We start from the raw sequence: 18689 nt of genomic DNA on the forward strand, positions 1-18689 counted from the left end.
TGCCCGGCGCGCATGATGCTCGTTCATAGGAAACGCATAGGCAACCGCGGATACTGGAGATATGAGCATGTATCCCGCAGCATCCGAACCCGTGACGACGAAGCTGACCCGTGCCGATGGCACGCCGATCCGGGTACTCGCCGTTGACGACGAGGCGAGTCTGACCGATCTGATCAAGATGGCTCTGCGCTACGAGGGTTGGGATGTGCAGACGGCGGCGACAGGGCATGAGGCTCTCGCGAAGTCCCGTGAGTTTCGCCCCGATGTGATTGTTCTCGACATCATGCTTCCCGATCTCGACGGTATGTCCGTTCTGCACAGGCTGCGTGCTGACGGCGATGACGTTCCCGTGCTCTTTCTGACGGCAAAGGATGCACTCGATGACCGCATCGCCGGCTTGACGGCTGGGGGCGACGATTACGTGACCAAGCCCTTCAGTCTCGAGGAGGTTGTCGCTCGACTGCGCAGTCTGATCAGGCGAGCCGCGCAGTCGGCACTCGCCTCGGACTCGATCATCACCGTTGGCGACCTGGAGATCGACGAAGACAGCTACGAGGTGACGCGCGGCGACGAGCCCATTGAGCTGACGGCGACAGAGTTCGAGCTGCTGCGCTATCTGATGCGCAATCCGCGCCGGGTGCTGAGCAAGCCGCAGATTCTCGACCGCGTGTGGAGCTACGAGTTCGGCGGCAAAGCGAGCGTTGTCGAGCTGTATATCTCGTACCTGCGCAAGAAGATCGACGCGGGACGCGAGCCGATGATCCACACTGTTCGAGGGGCCGGCTACATGCTGAAGGCGGTCTGATATGGAGCGTCACCAACCGCGCCACCAGCCGCGCCCGCTGCGTCGCACGCTCGTGCTCGCAACGGTGGCATTCATCACGCTTTCTGCCCTCGTGATCGGATTGGTGAGCGTCTTCAGCCTGCAGTCCATTCTGCTGAACCGCATTGACAAGCAGCTCGTCGAAGCGGCATCGCGATCGGCGGCATCCCTTGGCCATGATGAACCGGGATCTGATTCGAGTCCCGACTTCATCAGCTCGCTCGGGCAGTCGGTTGGAACCCTTGGCGCCGTGCGGGTCGACGATTCGATTGTGGCTGGGGCGTACCTCGACCAGAATCTCAACAGCCCGCTTCTTGACTCATCGCAGCTCGATGCACTCCAATCCGAAAACGTGGGCCCGCGGCCCGAGAGCATCTACCTCGGTGCCGCGTTGGGCAATTACCGTGTGGTCGCCGTACCTCTCTCTTCCCGTGTGTCGATCGTTGTCGGGCTGCCTCTCTACGACATCGAATCCACGATCTCCGAACTCGTTCTTGTCGTCGCAATCGTCGCGCTGGGTGCCCTTGTGCTCTCGGGAGCTGGCGCCTATGGTCTTGTGCGCCTGACGCTTCGCCCGCTCGAGCGCGTCACGTCGGCGGCGACGACGGTGTCGACGATGACGCTCGACCGGGGCGATGTCGCGCTCGCCGTGAGGGTGCCCGAGGAAGACACAGACACTCACACTGAGGTCGGGCGCGTCGGAACGGCGATCAATCGCATGCTTGAACACGTGTCGAATGCTCTTCAGGCGAGGCAGCGCAGCGAAGACAAGGTGCGCCGCTTCGTCTCTGATGCCAGCCATGAGCTGCGTACCCCTCTCGCCTCGATCCGCGGCTATGCAGAATTGACGCGCATGAGCGGTGAGACGATTCCAGACGACACCGCGTATGCGCTTGGGAGGATCGAGTCTGAGTCTCACCGAATGACAGACATCGTCGAAGACCTTCTGCTTCTCGCGCGACTCGATGAGGGGCGTCAGCTTGACGATGCCGATGTTGATCTGGCGGAGCTCGTTCAGGATGCTGTGTCCGATGCCCGTGCCGCTGCGGGCGACCACGACTGGCAGGTCTCCATTCCGGAGCATCCGGTGATTGTGCGGGGCGATCATGGCCGTCTCTTTCAGGTGGTGACCAATCTGCTCGCGAACGCCCGTGTACACACTCCGGCAGGCACGCTCGTCACAACAGACTTGTCGATCACAGGCGACAATCGCGCCGTCATCTCCGTCGCCGACGACGGGCCAGGCATTGATGCTGGGGTCATCGACACCGTCTTCGAGCGCTTTGTGCGTGGAGACTCCTCTCGAGCGCGAACAACGGGGAGCACAGGACTCGGTCTCGCGATCGTTCAGGGGGTCGTTGCCGCGCATGGTGGGCAGTCGAGCGTTGCAAGCGAGCCGGGAAGCACGATATTTCGCATCAGCCTTCCGATTGTGCCGTAATCTTCCCCTCGTGCGATAGCGAGAAGGCTCTTGACAGCCTGCCCTGTCACTGGTTCACTCAACACAATCCATTGAAAACGGATTCTCGCCTTGTGGAATCTGGAAAGAGTTGCGGACAAAGGAGTCAGCGCAATGAGTCGGTCGCGTTCACGAAATGTCACGGCAGACGCCCCCGTGCGTCCAGAGGACGAACGGCTGAAGGCCTGGCCGACGATCATGTACGGCATTCAGCACGTGCTCACGATGTATGGCGGCATCATCGCGCCGCCGCTCGTGGTCGGGCAGGCTGCAGGGCTCTCAACGGCAGAGATCGGGGTCTTGATCGCGTGCTGCCTCTTCATCGGAGGCCTTGCGACGATCCTTCAGACGCTCGGTGTGCCGTTCTTCGGCTCGCAGCTCCCTCTGGTTCAGGGCGTTTCATTCTCGGGCGTCGCCACGATGATGGCGATCCTTGACGGCGGGGGAGGCCTTCCTCGTGTCTTTGGCGCCGTGATCGCGTCGTCGGTGATCGGGCTGATCATCGCGCCATTCTTCGCCATGATCGTCAAGTTCTTCCCTCCCGTCGTGACCGGCGTCGTCATCACCGCCATCGGCATGTCGCTTCTTCCCGTTGCCGCCGGGTGGGCGATGGGTGCCAGCCCGGATGCTCCGGACTACGGCTCTGCGGCAAACATCGGTCTCGCCGCGCTGTCGCTCGGGCTCATCATCGTTCTGTCAAAGTTCGGCACCCCTGCCCTCTCGCGCCTGTCGATTCTGCTGTCGCTCGTGCTGTCAACGATCATCGCCTCCTTGATTGGAATGGCCGATTTCTCTGATGTGTTTACCGGGCCGATCTTCGCCATTCCGACACCATTCGCCTTCGGCATGCCGACGTTCGACGTCGCGGCAATCATCTCGATGCTGATCGTCATTCTTGTCACGTTCACCGAGACGACGGCCGACATTCTCGCTGTCGGTGAGATTGTGCGCACGAAGGTGGATTCCAAGCGAATCGCCGCCGGGCTGAGGGCCGACATGCTCTCGAGTGCCGTCTCGCCCATCTTCAACTCCTTCACTCAGAGTGCCTTCGCGCAGAACGTAGGCCTTGTCGCGATAACCAAGGTGTCGAGTCGCTTCGTCGTCGCTGCCGGAGGAGTCGTCCTTGTCGTGCTGGGTGTGCTTCCCGTGCTAGGCCGTGTGGTGGCTGCCGTGCCGACGCCGGTTCTCGGTGGGGTGGGGATCGCGTTGTTCGGAACGGTTGCGGCGAGTGGAATCAACACGCTGTCCAAAGTGGACTACCGCAACAACCTGAACTTGATCATCATCGCCATCTCGCTCTCGTTCGGAATGCTCCCGCTTGTTCAGCCCGACATCTACGCAAACTTCCCGAGCTGGTTCCAGGTGATCTTCCAGTCCGGAATCAGTTCGGCGACAGTCATGGCCGTTCTGCTGAACGTGGTCTTCAACCACATTGGTCGACGTTCGACGAGCGAAGGAAGCGTCGTTGCGTCGACCCCGGCCCGATACGTGTCGGAAGACGTGCTTGAGCTGCTCGAAGAGGGCGACCATGTCGTGGGCGGCCGCCTGCTCAATACTCAGGGCATTGAAGTGCAGACGGTGCGCGCTCGAGCGGATGACGACGAACGCTCGTGAGGCTGAACGCTCACGCCACGTCGTGAGCGTTCAGCCGCCGATGTACGACATCTCGATCTTGCGGCGCGACCCTGGGGTGAGGCTCGTTCGCCGCTCGGAATAATTGTCTGTTCGGCTTGCCCAGATGCCGCGCAGCGCACCGTCGAGCTCTTCGTCTGTGCAGTCAGCACGCAGAAGTCCCCTGAGGTCGTATCCGGCGTCGGCGAACAGGCAGGTGAAGAGCTGGCCCTCGGTTGAGATGCGAGCGCGCGTGCAGGTCGAACAGAAGGCCTGCGTCACCGACGCGATCACACCGATCTCGTTCGTGCCGTCTGCGTAGCGCCAGCGGGTGGCTGTCTCCCCGGGCGTGGTCGGGTCGAGTGGCTCAAGCGGCATCTCGGAGGAGATTCGTGAGACGATCGCGTCTGCTGTAATGACGTCGTCGAGCCGCCAGCCATTTGTCGATCCGACATCCATGTATTCGATGAATCGAAGCACGTAGGGCGTGTCTTTGAAATATCGGGCCATGGGAACGATGTCGTGATCGTTCACGCCCTTCTTCACGACCATGTTCACCTTGATCGGGCCGAGTCCCGCCGTATGCGCCGCCTCCAGGCCGTCGAGCACGCGCGCGAGAGGAAACTTAACGTCGTTCATGCTCTGGAAGGTCTGCTCGTCGAGAGAGTCGATCGAGACGGTGACGCGGTCAAGGCCCGCCGCTTTCAGCGCATCGGCTTTGACCGCGAGCGCTGAGCCATTCGTGGTGAGTGCGATATCGAGCGGCTCGCCCTCGGGCGTGCGAATCTCCGCGAGCATCTCGACGAGGCGCTCAAGGCCGCGACGCAGCAGAGGCTCTCCGCCCGTGAGGCGAATCTTCTGCACGCCTCCGCGGGCGGCCGCCCGAGCGATTCGGGTGATCTCTTCGAACGACAGCAGCTCGTCGCGTTCGAGAAATGCGTAGTCGCGACCGAAGATCTCCTTCGGCATGCAATACACGCACCGAAAGTTGCACCGGTCCGTTACCGAAATGCGCAGATCGCGCAGGCGTCGACCACGACGGTCAACGTCGAATGGGGCGCCGGGCTCGTCCGGGCGGCGGAGTGTCGGCATCGGCAGCGACAGCGGGGTGGACCGGGCACCTGAGCTGCTCTCGGTCTGAGAAATATCGGTCACATCCACCTCCGGTACGGCTCCCCACAGTAACACCGTGAGAAGACTAAGTTTCCACTATTCAAAATAAAGATTTCAAAAAGACTCGACATGGGAACATGTTGCTGTTAGATTCATACCCGCCCGCAACACGCTCGTCGATGATGATTACCGTGACAAATGCGATTCAACGAAATTCACTGTTCCGGTCGATGTTGAGCCATTTTCACACCCTGCGTCGTCCGGTTTCCCTATAGGAAGGTGACGGACGACGATGACCGTTCAAACCAGTACACAACGCGATGAGGCATACCTCTCGCGCGCAATCGACATTGCTACACAGAATGTGAGAAAGCAGGGCGGCCCGTTCGGCGCTCTGATTGTCACGGCAGATGGTCAGGAATTCGAGGGCGTCAACCGTGTAACGGCGAGCCTCGATCCCACCGCTCACGCCGAGGTCTCGGCAATCAGAGCCGCATGCACGGGAACGGAAACGTTCGATCTCAGCGGCGCCGTTCTCTACACGAGCTGCGAGCCATGCCCCATGTGCCTTGCCTCGTCACTCTGGGCTCGTCTCGACCGCGTTGTCTTTGCGGCGAACCGGGTCGATGCCGCCGACGCAGGGTTCGACGACGCGGCGTTCTACCGCTTCTTCGACGAGCCCGATGTGCGCGAGAGCATGCTTCCCGTCTCGTTCATTCCCCTCGATGACCCGACAAGAACTGCTCCGTTCATCGAGTGGGGCAACACTGCCTCACGCATCGAGTACTGAGGGAGACGACAATGACTCAGACTCGAACACATACTCAGTCCCACGGTGACGATGACGACCAGAACGCCGTTCCTCGGTCAGCACTTGACAGATTCTTCGAGATTACGAAGCGTGGCTCGACCCTCGCTCGCGAGTTCCGCGGCGGAATCGTCACCTTCGTCACGATGGCCTACATCGTCATCTTGAACCCCCTGATTCTCGGAGGCTTCTCCGCAGATGCCGCTGCGACCGACGTTGCCGGTGGGTGGCTCCCGGCCGAGCAGGTCGGCGCGGTCACCGGACTCACCGCCGGCGTGATCACGCTGCTCTTCGGTGTTGTGGCGAATCTTCCGTTCGGCCTTGCCGCAGGGCTTGGCATCAATTCGTTTCTCGCCGTCTCGGTCATCCATGATGTGACGTGGCCCGAGGCGATGGGGTTGGTCATCATCAACGGTGTGATCATCGTTCTGCTCGGGGCAACCGGGGCGCGCACAGCGATCTTCCGTGCAGTGCCGAAGGAACTCAAGGCCGCCATCACCGTCGGCATCGGACTGTTCATCGCGTTTATCGGGTTCATCGACTCGGGATTCGTCACGGCAGGCTCCGGTGTTCCCGTGCAGCTCGGGAGCGGTGGCAGCCTCACCACCCTGCCCACCGCGATCTTCGTCATCGCCCTCTTGCTCATCGGCATTCTCGTTGCACGCAAGGTGCCGGGTGGCATCCTGATCGGAATGATCGCTTCAACGATTCTGGCGATCGTTGCGCAGGCGATCTTCAAGCTCCAGCCGGGGGCAGAGGGTGGATGGCACCTGAACGTGCCCGCGCTTCCGTCGCAGATCGTCTCGATTCCGGACTTCTCGCTCGTGGGTGAGTTTGATCTCATTGGTTCGTTTGAACGAATCGGCGTGCTTGCCGCAACAATGCTTGTGTTCACACTCGTGTTCACGAACTTCTTCGACGCGATGGGGTCAATGACTGGGCTCGCGAAGCAGGCAGGTCTCGCCCACAAAGACGGAACGTTCCCTCGCCTGCGTGCGGCCTTCATTGTCGAAGGTGCCGGCGCAATCGCTGGTGGCGCCACGTCTGGCTCGTCGAACACCGTGTTCGTCGACTCGGCTGCGGGTGTTGGTGAAGGCGCGCGCACGGGCTTCGCCAGCGTCATCACAGGACTGTTGTTCCTTGCATCGATGTTCCTCACACCGCTCACGGCTGTTGTGCCGATGGAAGTTGGTGCGGCTGCCCTCGTCGTTGTCGGTGCGATGATGATGGCTCAGATCAAGTCGATCAGCTTCACGAAGTTCTCTGTCGCTCTTCCTGCATTTCTGACGATCGTCACCATGCCTCTGACATACTCGATCTCGAATGGAATCGGCGTCGGCTTCATCAGCTGGGCGATCGTCAACGCGGCGTCGGGTCGCGCCCGCAAGGTGCATTGGCTGCTGTGGCTCGTCGCTGCCGGCTTCGTGCTGTACTTCGTCCGCGGGCCGATCACGGCGATGCTCGGCGGCTGAAGCTAGAAGCTGCTCAGAAGACCGGCTGCGACGCTCACGGCGATCGCAGCCGGTTCTTTTGCGTGGATGCTGGGGGGCGATCAGCGTAGCCAAACCGCAGAGTGAGATCATCAACGATTTGCCTATGCGACACGACTGACGCTGGTAACGGCGTAGATCGTGATGGTGTCGTACTTTTTCCATTGACCGATCCCCAGTGAACACACCTGCCGAGAGCGTGCCATCAATGAGTGATTTTGCTCAGATTGTTCGGTGGGGCAAGGTCGATGCTCATGTCGAGATCTGCATCGAGACGTCCGATGGAGCGCTGGTGCGCCGCGCCACCGCTCCGTCGTATTTGGACCGAGTTACCCGTGCTGCCCCTGGCCAACTGCGAGCTCGTCGAGCTGCGCCGCGAGGGCACGCTCGTGACGCTCGGTCGCGGTGAACACGCCGTCTGTGACATGCTCTGCTACCCAGGCAATCTCGACGTTGCTGTGGACGCCGCGCATTCCCAGATTCGCGAGCACGGGCTGCACGGCGACGACGGCGCGCGTCCCTCCTGCGAGACCGCCGTAGCTGACCAAGCCGACACGCTTGTCGTTCCACTCGTGGAAGAGGAAGTCGAGGGCGTTCTTGAGTGGTGCCGTGAAGCTGTGGTTGTACTCGGGCATCACGAAGATGACAGCGTCCGCTCGCTCGACCTGCTCGCTCCAGAGCCGGGTGTGCTGGTTGCTGTATGTGCGAAGGCGAGGGTGTGCTGGTTCATCGAGGAACGGAAGCTGCAGCTGCGCAAGGTCGGCGATGTCGAGTTCGAACCCTCCGTGTTCGTGTACGCGCGTCACAACCCAGTCCCCGACGGCGGGGCCGACTCGCCCAGGACGCGTGCTCGCGATGACGACGAGAAGGCGTCTCATCAGCCGACCTCGGCCAGCGGGCGGCTTTCCAGGCGCGCCCAGTCTGCGCTTATCGCTCCTGCAGCGGCGAGAAGCTGTGGCAAATAGTCATCGACGAGCGTGTCAACGCTCGTCTCGAGAGCATGCGCGTTGACATTGGCAGCGGCAACCACAGTGCCGGAACCATTGCGAATGGGGGCGGCGACAGAGCGGATAGCCGGTGCAAGCTGCTGGTCAGTGACCGCCCACCCTGTTGCCCGGACCTCTCGCAGAACTGCATCAATCTCGTCAGGTTCTGGCTGCCACGAAGGCGTCACGCCAGAGCGGGAGGGAATCGCCAGCGTTCGGTGGAGCTCGTCGGTGGGCAGAGCGGCCAGCAGCACCTTTCCGAGTGACGTGCAAAGTGCGGGAAAGCGAGTGCCGATCGAGACAGATAGCGTCACCAGCTTCGGTACCGCTACGCGCGATACATAGATGATGTCCGAGCCCTCAAGTTGAGCGATCGAGCACGACTGCCCGAGGGACGAGCTCAGGCTGGTGAGGTGCGGGCGAGTCAACTCCCAGATGCTGCTCGCTGAGACGTACGCCATGCCGAGATCCAGCACATGAGGTGTGAGCGAGAAGAGACCGTCTTGGTTTCGTACGTAACCAAGTTCGGCAAGCGTCAACAGGATGCGCCGCACCGTCGGACGCGCGAGCTCTGCTTCGCTGGCGATGTCGCTAAGACTTAGCGGCTGCCCTCGCGTGCCAAACACGCGGATAACGTCGAGTCCTCGCGCAATCGCCTCGATGAACTCAGGACTTGTGCTGTCGCGCATGATCCTCCTCGGTCAACTGTCCGATTTTCGACTCTACACAGAAGATGGGAAGAATAACATCTCCAGGACTGCCTCTTGACGTATGGCGAACGCGGCGATTGAATGGAGTACCGCGATACGGACAATCGTCCGAAATGTCAGGAGCAACAATGATGCCGACAGCGCCGGCAAGCGACGCCACCGAGGAGACCCCAGAGTGTGGCCCGGCGGTGAGCGCAGGTGGCCCGCTGGCCGGTTTGCTCATTGCGGACTTCTCCCGCGTGCTTGCCGGTCCCTACGCGACGCAGCTGATGGCCGATCTCGGAGCAACGATCGTGAAGGTCGAGAGCCCTGGCGGCGACGAGACTCGCTCCTGGTCACCGCCGGAGCGGGATGGAGTTTCCACCTACTATCTCGGCATCAACCGCAACAAGCACGACGTCGTTCTCGACTTCCGTGATGACGAGGACCGTGCCCTTGCACAGGAACTCGCGGGACGAGCCGACATCGTGATTGAAAACTTCAGACCGGGAGGTCTCGCGAAGTTCGGGCTCGACTACGACTCTGTCGCCGCGACCAACTCCGCCGTGATCTACGCGTCGATCAGCGGTTTCGGATCGAGGGAAGGCGCGGCGCTGCCCGGCTACGACTTGATCGTGCAAGCAGCATCCGGGCTGATGAGCCTGACCGGATCGCCAGATGGCCCCGCATACCGCAGCGGTGTCTCGGTGTTCGACATCATGACGGGAATGCAGGCGACGATCGGCATTCTCGCCGCCCTCAACCATCGCACCGAGAGCGGCAACGGTCAGCACATCGAGGTAAACCTTCTCTCCACGGCACTCTCGGCGATGGCGAATCACAGTTCGACGTATGTGGCGGGTGGAACCGTGCCGTTTCGCATGGGAAACGCGCACCCCAGCCTGTTCCCGTATGAACCGCTCCCAGCGCGTGACGGCGAGATCATCATCGTCGCCGCCAATGACGGGCAGTTCGTGAAACTCGCTGAAGCGATCGGCCGGCCTCACCTTGCGGAAGAGACGCGTTTCAAGACCACCGAGGCGCGAAACCGCAATCGAGAACAGTTGCGGCCTTTGCTGATCGAAGCACTTGCCGAGCACACGACAGCCGAATGGTTCGAGATCCTCACAGACGCGGGAATCGCGTGCGGACCGATCAACACGATTGACGGGGGCGTTGCGCTCGCCGAACGCCTCGGTCTTGAGCCGATCGTCGAGGTCGGTAAGGGCGAGCATGCCGTGCCCATGATTCGCAATCCCATCATCTTCTCCCGCACACAGCCACGGTACGACTCGCCGCCGCCCACGCTCGGACAGCACAATGACAGCATCCGTGCCTGGCTGAGTGCCCCACGAAACACCTCTGAGGGAGGAACCGCGAATGGCTGAGTACGCAACGGGAATCGGGACAAGCACGCTCGATTCGATCTCACTGCTCGGGCAGGACCTTGCCGGTGATCTGATCGGACAGGTCAGCTTCGGAGAACTCGCGTACCGGCTTGCCACGAAGCGCCAGCCGACGGCCGGGCAATTGCGCGTATTCGAAGCTGTGCTCGTCTCGCTAGCCGACCACGGATTCACTCCAACCGCCATTGCTGCACGTATGACGTACTACAGCGCCCCAGAATCGTTGCAAGGTGCGATCGCCGCCGGGCTCCTCGGCGGCGGTTCCCGGTTTCTCGGGGTCACGGAAGACACCGGCAAGTACTTGAATGCAATAGCAAAAGGTTTGGGCAGCACGGAGGGCTGGACTGCCGAACAGTGGGACGACGCAGCCAGAGAGGCGATCACCGCCACGCGATCCGCTGGCGGGAAGATACCCGGTCTCGGCCACCCCGTGCACAAGAACGGGGACCCGCGCACGCCCGTTATTATGCACATCGCTGAGGACTCGGGAGTCAAAGGCGTACACCTCAAACTTTTTGAGGCGATCGGGCGCGTGCATCCGGAGATCCTCGGAAACACCCTCCCGCTCAACGGTGCCGGTGTCGCCGGGGCTGCGCTCGCAGATGCAGGGCTCCCCGTCGACCTCCTGCGCGGATTCGCGCTTTTGGCTCGAACTGCAGGACTGATCGGCCACATTGCGGAAGAGCGCGAACACCCGATCGGCCCCACCCTGTACACGCACGTCGACCGGAATGCCGTCTATATGCCGCCTGAAGCGGAAACCGGAACGAACGACTGACCCAATCAGCCCAATCGCACACTCGAAGGAGAGACCATGGCGACACTCAGCGCGGTGCTCGCGACGACGCACCACCCGTTCTATCTGAAGGCGACGGAATTGACTCCGCCGGAAGAGCGCATTCCCCAGGCGTCCGAATGGAAGCGAAAAGTCGAGGCCTACCGCGAGACCCTCACCGCGGCCGACCCTGACATCCTCGTGATGGTCGGCGCAGACCACTTTCACCAGTTCTTCTCCGACAATTACCCAACATTCCTCATCGGAAAGCAGCCGCGGTACGACGGTACGTTCTATAACGAAGAACGTGAGTTCAGCATCCCGAAGTACGTCCTCGACGGCCATGAAGAGCTTTCGGGTTTCATGCTCCAGGGCCTTCTCGACCGCGGTTTCGATTTCTCCGTCAGCCACGAGCTCAAGATTGACCACTCAATAATCTGCCCGATCATTACCACGCGACCCACGGCCGATCTTCCGATCGTGCCGATCTACACGAACATCTTTGCCCCGCCCTTGCCCTCCCCGAGGCGGTTCTGGGACCTCGGCAGGGCTATCCGCTCGATCATCGACGAGTATCCATCGGACAAGAAGATCGCAGCTATCGGCAGCGGACACCTCTCACTTGAGTTGGGTGGACCTCGCCAGTTCGGTGAGACCGGCCCCGACCCGCTGTTCGACAAACAGGCAATCGAGTGGTTGAGCACGGGTAACATCGACGCAATTCTCGACAACGTGACGCACGAGAGCATGGCCGGTGCCGGAAATGCTACGCACGGCTTCATGGATCTCATTCTGATGATGGGGATAGCCGGCCCGGAGTCTGCAGCGTACGTCGACAACCTCGACCTCTTCCACACGATGGAGGCCTACCTGACCTGGTATCCGAATGGAGACCCGCGATGAGTACGTACTACGTGAACAAGTTTCTCTACCAGATCGATCGTGATCCCGAACTTCTCGCACGCTACAAGGCAGACCCGCAGGCCATGGTCGATGACTGGGACGCCGATTATGGCCGACGCCTCGGCAATGGATCGACGGTTGAGCGCACAAGCTGGCTTTCGCTCGAGCCCGACGAGCGTCAGGCGCTCATCGACCACGATTATGTAAAGCTGTTCGAGATCGGTGCCCACTTCTTCCTCACCCTCACGATCTTCATCGCCATATATGACGAGGACTACGCGGCTGAGCACGGCCCCTTGTCGTTCCAGCGCGAATATGCGTCGAAGCTTTCCCACTGGCTTGGCACGGACTACCCCTCAGTGGCGCTCTGAGCACCCCGCCACCCTCAACCCTCAGGCAAAGGAGCCGAACAATGACACAGGAAACCCCCGATCTCCCCCGCGACGGCCAGCCGATCGTCTTCCGGAACGGCACAGTTCTCACAATGAACGGCACTCGTGACGTTCTGCACAGGGGCGATGTACTGGTCTCGGGAGACACGATCCAAGCCGTTGGCACCGCGCTCGACGTCCCGGAGGGGACATTCGAGATCGATGCCACGGACGGCATCGTGATACCAGGGATGGTCGACACTCACCGCCACATGTGGCAGACCGCCATGCGAGGCTACGGTGCTGACTGGACCCTCACGCAGTACTTCGTCTGGTACTACCTTGAGCACGGCAAGCACTTCCGCCCGCAAGACGTTGCTGCGGGCAATGCGCTCTCGGCAATTGACGCTATCGATGCGGGGGTGACGACGACAGTCGACTGGTCGCATGGTCTGCGAACAATCGAGCACGCCGAAGCGGCACTTGACGCGCTTCGCAGTTCTACGGGACGGTTCGTGTTCGCGCCGGGAAACATCTTCGGAGCACCCTGGGAATGGGCGTCTGACCCAGATTTCACGAAGTTCATCCGAGACAATGACACAGGCTCAGAGATGCTGCGATTCCAGCTCGCATTTGATGTCACCGGTGATCCCTCGTTTCCGGAGAAAGGCGCGTTCGAAGTTGCGCGCGACCTCGGACTGCCCGTTACCACGCACGCGGGCGTATGGGGAGCCACGAATGACGATGGCATCCGTCTGATGTACGAGAACGGCTTCATGAACACCGATACCGTCTACGTTCATGCCGCGACGTTGAACGATGATTCCTATCAGCGCATTGCCGCGACAGGTGGTTCGGTCTCCCTATCCACGGAGAGCGAGCAGAGCTGCGGACAGGGCTATCCTCCCTCGTGGGTGCTGCGCAGTCACGCCGTTCCGATGTCGCTGTCTGTTGACACAAGCGTCTGGTTCTCGAGCGACTTGTTCACGGCGATGCGAGCCACGCTCGGCGCTGACCGAGCGTGGGAGCACATCAAGGCCCATGAGAAGGGTGACACCGTCACTCACTCGCATCTGCGCGCGGAGCATGTCGTTGAGTGGTCGACGCTGGGAGGCGCGAAAGCACTAGGACTCGACACCCTCGTCGGAAGCCTTGAGCCGGGAAAGCGGGCAGATATCGTGCTCGTCAAGAACGACAAGTCTCCGACGATGTTCCCGATCACGAACCCTTACGGCCATATTGCTCTGCAGGCCGGGCGAGGCGACGTGCACACAGTGCTTGTCAACGGCGTAATCGCGAAGTTTCAGAACCAGCTGCTCGGCACGGAGATCTCTCGGGCGAAAGCGGATGTCGAAGACACTGTCGGCTACCTGCGGAGCACACTCGGGGAGGACGTCTGGGAATCGAACATGAACCCTGAGATTCCCGAGACGAAGGTGCTCGACAACCCATACATGTACACGGAGTACCGGAGTTCAGCGACGCATGGGGGAGACGCGCCTCGTGATGCTGAATCGGCGGTGAGTTGAGCACCGGTGAATCGAACGAGCTAACCGCTGTGTATCACCCGGTGAGCGGCTACGTTCCGAGCATCACGGCGATGCTCGGCGGCTGAAGCTAGAAGCTGCTCAGAAGACCGGCTGCGACGCTCACGGCGATCGCAGCCGGTTCTTTTGCGCGGATGCTGGGGAGGCCGATGGGCGTCTGGATGCTGTCGACGCGCTCTGCCGCATTGCCCGCCTCGATGAGCTTCTTGCGAAAGCGCGTCCACTTGGCGCTCGAACCGATCAGCCCGATCGAGCCGATGCTCGGCGTGCGCAGCGCAAGGTCGCACAGTGCGAGGTCCTCCGCATGATCGTGCGTCATGATGAACACGTGCGTGCCTTCGGGCAGCAGGGGCAGAACAGACTCAGGCACGGGAGCGTGATGCACGTCAATCGTCGCCGGGCCGTCGCGCACAATGGCGAGACCATCGTCGGCGACAGCATCCTCTCGTGAATCGATGAGTGTGAGCGTGAGATCATGCCGCGAGAGAATGCGGGCAAGTTCATGGCCGACATGTCCCATGCCGAAAATGGCGACGGAGGGGGCTGTGCGCACGGGTTCGAGAAGCATGGTGACCTCGCCTCCACAGCACTGAACGCCGTACTCGGCTGGCGCCTTGTCGCTCAGATTGAGAGTGATGAGCTCCGGTGTGGACTCGTCTGACTCCAGCATCTCACGGGCGCGATCGATGGCCACGGCCTCGAGGTTGCCCCCGCCGACGGTTCCCCAGGTGTCATCGCGCGACACGACCATCTTTGCGCCGCCGTCGCGCGGTGAATGCCCGCGCACGCGCGCGAGGGTCACGATGATGTGACCCTCGCGGCGTTCGCGCAGGGCCTGAACAGCCCTGAGCCAGTCCATCAGGACCCCGCGAGACTCGGCTCGGGAGCTGGCACAGCGTCGTTCTGCGCGTCGTCGTTAAGCGCCGCAGCCTGCTGCAGCGCCCAGAACACGTTCTCGGGCGTTGCAGGGGAGGCAAGCTCGCGCATCGCTCCGGCGGGGCCAAACGAGGCAGCAGCCTGACGCAGGGCCTCACGCGCGCTGAACGCGAGCATGAGCGGCGGTTCTCCAACGGCCTTCGAACCGTAGACGACGCCGTCTTCATGAGCGCGATCGTAGAGCGTCACATTGAACTCCTCGGGCATCTCCGAAAAGCTCGGCAGCTTGTATGTGCTCGCCGCCTGCGTCAGCAGTCGGCCGCGGCCCGGGCCATCCGATGAGTCCCAGCGCAGATCCTCGAGGGTGAGCCAACCCATGCCTTGAACGAAGCCGCCCTCAACCTGGCCGATGTCGATGATCGGCGAGAGAGAGTCGCCGACGTCATGCACGATGTCGACACGGCGGATGCGGTAGGCCCCCGTGAAGCCGTCGACTTCGACCTCCGTGGCGGCGGCACCGTACGCGAAGTACTTGAATGGCGAGCCGAACCAGGCCTCGGAATCCCAGTGCAGCCCTTCGGTGCGGTAATACCCGGATGCCGAGAGCTGAACGCGCTGCAGGTACGCCTCTTTCGCCACGTCGTCGAACGTGACCGAGTCGTGTTGGCCCAGAGCGGTGACCGAGCCCTGCGAAAAGCGCACGTCGCTGGGGCTGGTCCGCAGCATTGTGGCGGCCACCCCCGCCATGCGCTCGCGGATCTGCTCGCACGCGTTCTTCACGGCGCCGCCGTTGAGGTCCGCACCGGTGCTCGCTGCTGTCGCCGAGGTGTTGGGAACCTTATCTGTGCGGGTCGGCGCGAGTCGCACAGCCGACCGCGGAACGCCCAGTGCCGTCGCGGCTACCTGGATCATCTTCGTGTGCAGGCCTTGGCCCATCTCGGTCCCACCGTGGTTGATGAGAACGGAGCCGTCTTTGTACACGAGAACGAGGGCGCCAGCCTGGTTGAACGCCGCAACGTTAAACGAGATTCCGAATTTGATGGGAGTGACGGCAAGCGCGCGCTTCGTATGGGGGTGCGCGGCGTTGAAAGCGGCGATCTCCGTGCTGCGCTCTGTGAAGTTCGCGTTGTCAAGGACCTGATCCCAGATCTCGTGCATGCGCTCGGCATGGCGCACCGGCTGCCCATATGGCGTGTCTTGACCGGCGACATAGAAGTTGCGCCTGCGCAGGTCTGCCGGGTCGATGCCCAGCTCGGGGGCACACCGGCCCATGATGTCCTCAATAACGAAGACTCCCTGGGGGCCGCCAAACCCTCGGAAAGCAGTCTGAGACGTCTTATTCGTCTTCGAGATGCGCCCCAGCGCCTCGATGTCAGGAATCCAATACGCGTTGTCGAGGTGGCACAGCGCGCGGCCGAGCACGGCCTCCGAGAGATCGAGACTCCAGCCGCCATCAGCAGTGAGCGTCGCTTTGAGGCCGAGGATCTTTCCGTCATCGGAGAATCCGACGGACCAGCTGACGTGAAAGCCGTGGCGCTTGCCCGTGATCGTCATGTCTTGCGTGCGATTCAGCCGCAGCCTGACGGGGCGCCCTGTGAGAGAGGTGCCGATGGCTGCGATCGCTGCGAGGCCGTGCGGCTGCATCTCTTTTCCGCCGAATCCGCCTCCCATGCGAATGCACTGCACCGCTACCTCGTTGTTCGAGAGCCCGAGCACGTGCGCAACGATCTCCTGAGTCTCGGACGGGTGCTGCGTTCCGGCCTGAACATACAAAGTGCCACCCTCGTCGTAGTACGCGAGCGAGGCCATCGTCTCGAGGTAGAAGTGCTCCTGACCGCTGAACTCGGTGACTCCCTCGAAGACGTGCGGCGCGCTCGCGAGAGCGGCGTCGGCGTCTCCGCGGCGGGTGAGCCTCTGCGGGCCTTGGAAGGACTCGGCCTCGATGGCGTCGCGAACGGTGACGAGCGAGGGGAGTGGCTCGTAGTCGACTTCGACGGCGGCGGCACCCAGTCGCGCCGCCTCCTGACTCTCGCCGAGCACCCAGCACACGGGGTGGCCGTAGTACATCACCTCGGTAGGAAAGAGGGGCTCGTCGTTCTTCACGCCCGCATCGTTGATGCCGGGCACGTCGTCCGCGGTCAGCACGCGAACGACTCCGTGAACCTGGAGTGCCTTCTCGAAGCGCATTCCGGTGACGAGGGCGTGAGCGTGCGGCGCCTGCACAGGCCAGGCGGTGAGGGCATCGCCGCGGGCCGCAATGTCGTCGGTGTAGAGGGCGGCGCCCGTGACGTGTCCAACGGCGCTTTCGTGTGGTTCGGGAACTCCGACGACCGGGTTATCTGGGCGTTCAGACAGTGCGCTCATGCTCCCACCTCCTCGCGTTCTGCAGTTTGGGCAAAGAACTTCAGCACCGCCTGCGAGAGCATGATGCTTCGGTATTCGCTGCTTGCACGGTGGTCGCTCATTGGCGTTCCCTCCCGGGCAAGGGATGCTGCGGCATCCCGCGCCGTTTCGGCGGTCCACGGCTTTCCAACGAGCAGCGCTTCCGTCTCGAGCCCACGGATCGGGGTGGCGGCAACGCCGCCGAGCCCGATGCGCGCTCTGCTGATGATTCCGTCTTCAATGTCAAAGGCGAAGGCGATGGCGACGCTTGAGATGTCGTCAAAGCGACGCTTGGCGATCTTGTGGAACGCCGTCTCCGTTGCGAGGGGAAGCGGAATGCGAATGGCACGGATGAGCTCGTCGTCAGCGCGCACCGTCTTGCGGTAGCCGGTGAAGTACTCGGCAAGAGCGACGTCGCGCTCGCCGCGTACCGACGCGAGAATGACGCTGGCGTCGAGGGCGAGAAGAGCCGGGGGAGCGTCGCCGATGGGCGACCCTGTGCCGACGTTGCCGCCGATCGTGGCTCGGTTGCGAATCAGCCGCGACGCGAATTGAGGGAAGACCTGGCCGAGAAGCGGCACGCGGCCTGCGAGATAGCGCTCCACTTCCGAAAGCGTCACGGAGGCACCGATCTCAACGGCTGAATTGTCCATCGTCAGCGTACGAAGTTCGGGCAGCCGATCGATTGCCACCATGAGCGGAACGCGCGTTCCCTTGATGTTGACATCGACGCCCCAGTCGGTTGATCCCGCGACGATGACGGCCTCGGGCTCCTGCGTCAGCAACGCGAGGGCATCCGCGAGGGTTGTCGGGCGAACAAAGCGACCGTCGTCTGCCGAATAGTCGGTGGCAACGGGCTCGGGTGCCGCATCGTCGCGACGTGCGGCAAGCGCATCGTCGGCATCAGGAACACCGAGCTCATATGCGGCATCCCGAATGGGGCGGTACCCCGTGCACCGGCAGAGATTTCCGCTCAGCGCATGCAGGTCGAACCCATTTTCGCCGTGCTCGGCGTCGGCAGGATGCTCGCAGGGGGTGCGATCTCCGCGGTAATACTCGGCGGCCATGCTGCAGGCAAATCCCGGTGTGCAGTAGCCGCACTGCGAGCCGCCGGCTTCAGCGAGCTTCGCCTGAACGGGGTGCAGCCCCTCTGCCGAGGCGAGACCCTCCGACGTGACGACCTCTTGACCGTCCAAGGCAGCAGCCGGTATCAGGCACGAGTTCACGGAGGTCCAGGTGCTGCCTCCGTTGCCGTCCGGATTGGCGACCATCACAGCGCACGCACCGCATTCGCCTTCAGCACAGCCTTCTTTGCTTCCGGTCAGTCTGTTCGCACGCAGCCAGTCCAGGGCATTTTCGTGTGCGCGGATGCCGGAAAGCGGGCGATTCTGCCCATTGACGGTCACATCCATGTGTCACGCTCCTTGTCGATTCGAAGTGGCGTTCACCT

At 62.1% G+C, this 18689-nt stretch carries 16 protein-coding genes; 10 read left to right on the forward strand and 6 right to left on the reverse strand.

Going from position 1 to position 18689, the window contains the following annotated elements:
* The first annotated feature begins 61 nt into the window (after nucleotides 1-61).
* The 3 genes from HCR84_RS03360 to HCR84_RS03370 all read left to right on the forward strand — a co-directional run bounded on the left by HCR84_RS03360 (nucleotide 62) and on the right by HCR84_RS03370 (nucleotide 3896).
* The gene (locus HCR84_RS03360) at nucleotides 62-805 is read left to right on the forward strand and encodes a response regulator transcription factor (protein WP_166984378.1); all 744 of its coding nucleotides are present in this window, start codon (nucleotides 62-64) and stop codon (nucleotides 803-805) included.
* Nucleotide 806: 1 nt separating this feature from the next.
* Nucleotides 807-2264 (forward strand): sensor histidine kinase, encoded by a 1458-nt coding sequence (locus HCR84_RS03365; protein ID WP_166984379.1) that lies wholly within the window; start codon nucleotides 807-809, stop codon nucleotides 2262-2264.
* A 132-nt stretch (nucleotides 2265-2396) separates the two neighbouring features.
* On the forward strand, nucleotides 2397-3896 hold the full coding sequence (locus HCR84_RS03370) for a nucleobase:cation symporter-2 family protein (RefSeq protein ID WP_166984380.1): 1500 nt from the start codon (nucleotides 2397-2399) through the stop codon (nucleotides 3894-3896).
* A 30-nt stretch (nucleotides 3897-3926) separates the two neighbouring features.
* Here HCR84_RS03370 and moaA read toward each other — a convergent pair whose 3' ends face one another.
* The gene (gene moaA, locus HCR84_RS03375; RefSeq protein ID WP_276511801.1) at nucleotides 3927-5048 is read right to left on the reverse strand and encodes a GTP 3',8-cyclase MoaA; all 1122 of its coding nucleotides are present in this window, start codon (nucleotides 5046-5048) and stop codon (nucleotides 3927-3929) included.
* Between the two features lie 250 nt (nucleotides 5049-5298).
* Between moaA and HCR84_RS03380 the strand changes: the two genes are divergently transcribed.
* Complete coding sequence (locus HCR84_RS03380) at nucleotides 5299-5796, forward strand: nucleoside deaminase (protein WP_166984381.1); 498 nt, start codon at nucleotides 5299-5301, stop codon at nucleotides 5794-5796.
* 11 nt (nucleotides 5797-5807) lie between these two features.
* Nucleotides 5808-7286, forward strand: a complete 1479-nt coding sequence (locus tag HCR84_RS03385) for an NCS2 family permease (protein ID WP_166984382.1) — start codon at nucleotides 5808-5810, stop codon at nucleotides 7284-7286.
* Between the two features lie 347 nt (nucleotides 7287-7633).
* Here HCR84_RS03385 and HCR84_RS03390 read toward each other — a convergent pair whose 3' ends face one another.
* Both HCR84_RS03390 and HCR84_RS03395 read right to left on the reverse strand, forming a co-directional pair.
* A complete protein-coding gene (locus tag HCR84_RS03390) occupies nucleotides 7634-8182 on the reverse strand; it encodes an NADPH-dependent FMN reductase (protein WP_166984383.1) in 549 nt (182 codons plus the stop codon).
* Nucleotides 8182-8979 (reverse strand): IclR family transcriptional regulator domain-containing protein, encoded by a 798-nt coding sequence (locus HCR84_RS03395; RefSeq protein ID WP_166984384.1) that lies wholly within the window; start codon nucleotides 8977-8979, stop codon nucleotides 8182-8184. The genes HCR84_RS03390 and HCR84_RS03395 overlap by 1 nt, the downstream gene beginning before the upstream one ends.
* A gap of 134 nt (nucleotides 8980-9113) precedes the next feature.
* Between HCR84_RS03395 and HCR84_RS03400 the strand changes: the two genes are divergently transcribed.
* Genes HCR84_RS03400 through HCR84_RS03420 form a run of 5 tightly spaced genes read left to right on the forward strand, consistent with a single transcriptional unit; the run spans nucleotide 9114 to nucleotide 13963 of the window.
* On the forward strand, nucleotides 9114-10367 hold the full coding sequence (locus tag HCR84_RS03400; protein ID WP_244972560.1) for a CaiB/BaiF CoA transferase family protein: 1254 nt from the start codon (nucleotides 9114-9116) through the stop codon (nucleotides 10365-10367).
* Nucleotides 10360-11163 carry a citryl-CoA lyase gene (locus HCR84_RS03405; RefSeq protein ID WP_166984385.1) on the forward strand — a complete coding sequence of 268 codons (804 nt, stop codon included), beginning with the start codon at nucleotides 10360-10362 and terminating at the stop codon, nucleotides 11161-11163. The genes HCR84_RS03400 and HCR84_RS03405 overlap by 8 nt, the downstream gene beginning before the upstream one ends.
* A gap of 36 nt (nucleotides 11164-11199) precedes the next feature.
* Nucleotides 11200-12063, forward strand: coding sequence for a DODA-type extradiol aromatic ring-opening family dioxygenase (locus HCR84_RS03410; RefSeq protein ID WP_166984386.1), 864 nt, complete (start codon nucleotides 11200-11202; stop codon nucleotides 12061-12063).
* Nucleotides 12060-12434, forward strand: coding sequence for a hypothetical protein (locus HCR84_RS03415; protein WP_166984387.1), 375 nt, complete (start codon nucleotides 12060-12062; stop codon nucleotides 12432-12434). Before HCR84_RS03410 ends, HCR84_RS03415 begins: the two co-directional genes overlap by 4 nt.
* A 41-nt stretch (nucleotides 12435-12475) precedes the next feature.
* Nucleotides 12476-13963, forward strand: a complete 1488-nt coding sequence (locus tag HCR84_RS03420; protein ID WP_166984388.1) for an amidohydrolase family protein — start codon at nucleotides 12476-12478, stop codon at nucleotides 13961-13963.
* An 88-nt stretch (nucleotides 13964-14051) separates the two neighbouring features.
* On the opposite strand, the gene xdhC is transcribed toward HCR84_RS03420, so the two are convergent.
* The 3 genes from xdhC to HCR84_RS03435 are packed head-to-tail and all read right to left on the reverse strand — an operon-like array spanning nucleotide 14052 to nucleotide 18651.
* Entirely contained in the window at nucleotides 14052-14840 is a 789-nt protein-coding gene (gene xdhC, locus HCR84_RS03425; protein WP_166984389.1) for a xanthine dehydrogenase accessory protein XdhC, read from the reverse strand.
* Nucleotides 14840-17221 (reverse strand): xanthine dehydrogenase molybdopterin binding subunit, encoded by a 2382-nt coding sequence (xdhB, locus tag HCR84_RS03430; RefSeq protein ID WP_166984390.1) that lies wholly within the window; start codon nucleotides 17219-17221, stop codon nucleotides 14840-14842. Before xdhB ends, xdhC begins: the two co-directional genes overlap by 1 nt.
* Nucleotides 17218-18651 (reverse strand): xanthine dehydrogenase small subunit, encoded by a 1434-nt coding sequence (locus tag HCR84_RS03435; RefSeq protein WP_166984391.1) that lies wholly within the window; start codon nucleotides 18649-18651, stop codon nucleotides 17218-17220. The genes xdhB and HCR84_RS03435 overlap by 4 nt, the downstream gene beginning before the upstream one ends.
* Between the last annotated feature and the right edge of the window lie 38 nt (nucleotides 18652-18689).

This window comes from Paramicrobacterium fandaimingii (assembly GCF_011751745.2).
Taxonomy (GTDB): Bacteria; Actinomycetota; Actinomycetes; order Actinomycetales; family Microbacteriaceae; genus Paramicrobacterium; species Paramicrobacterium fandaimingii.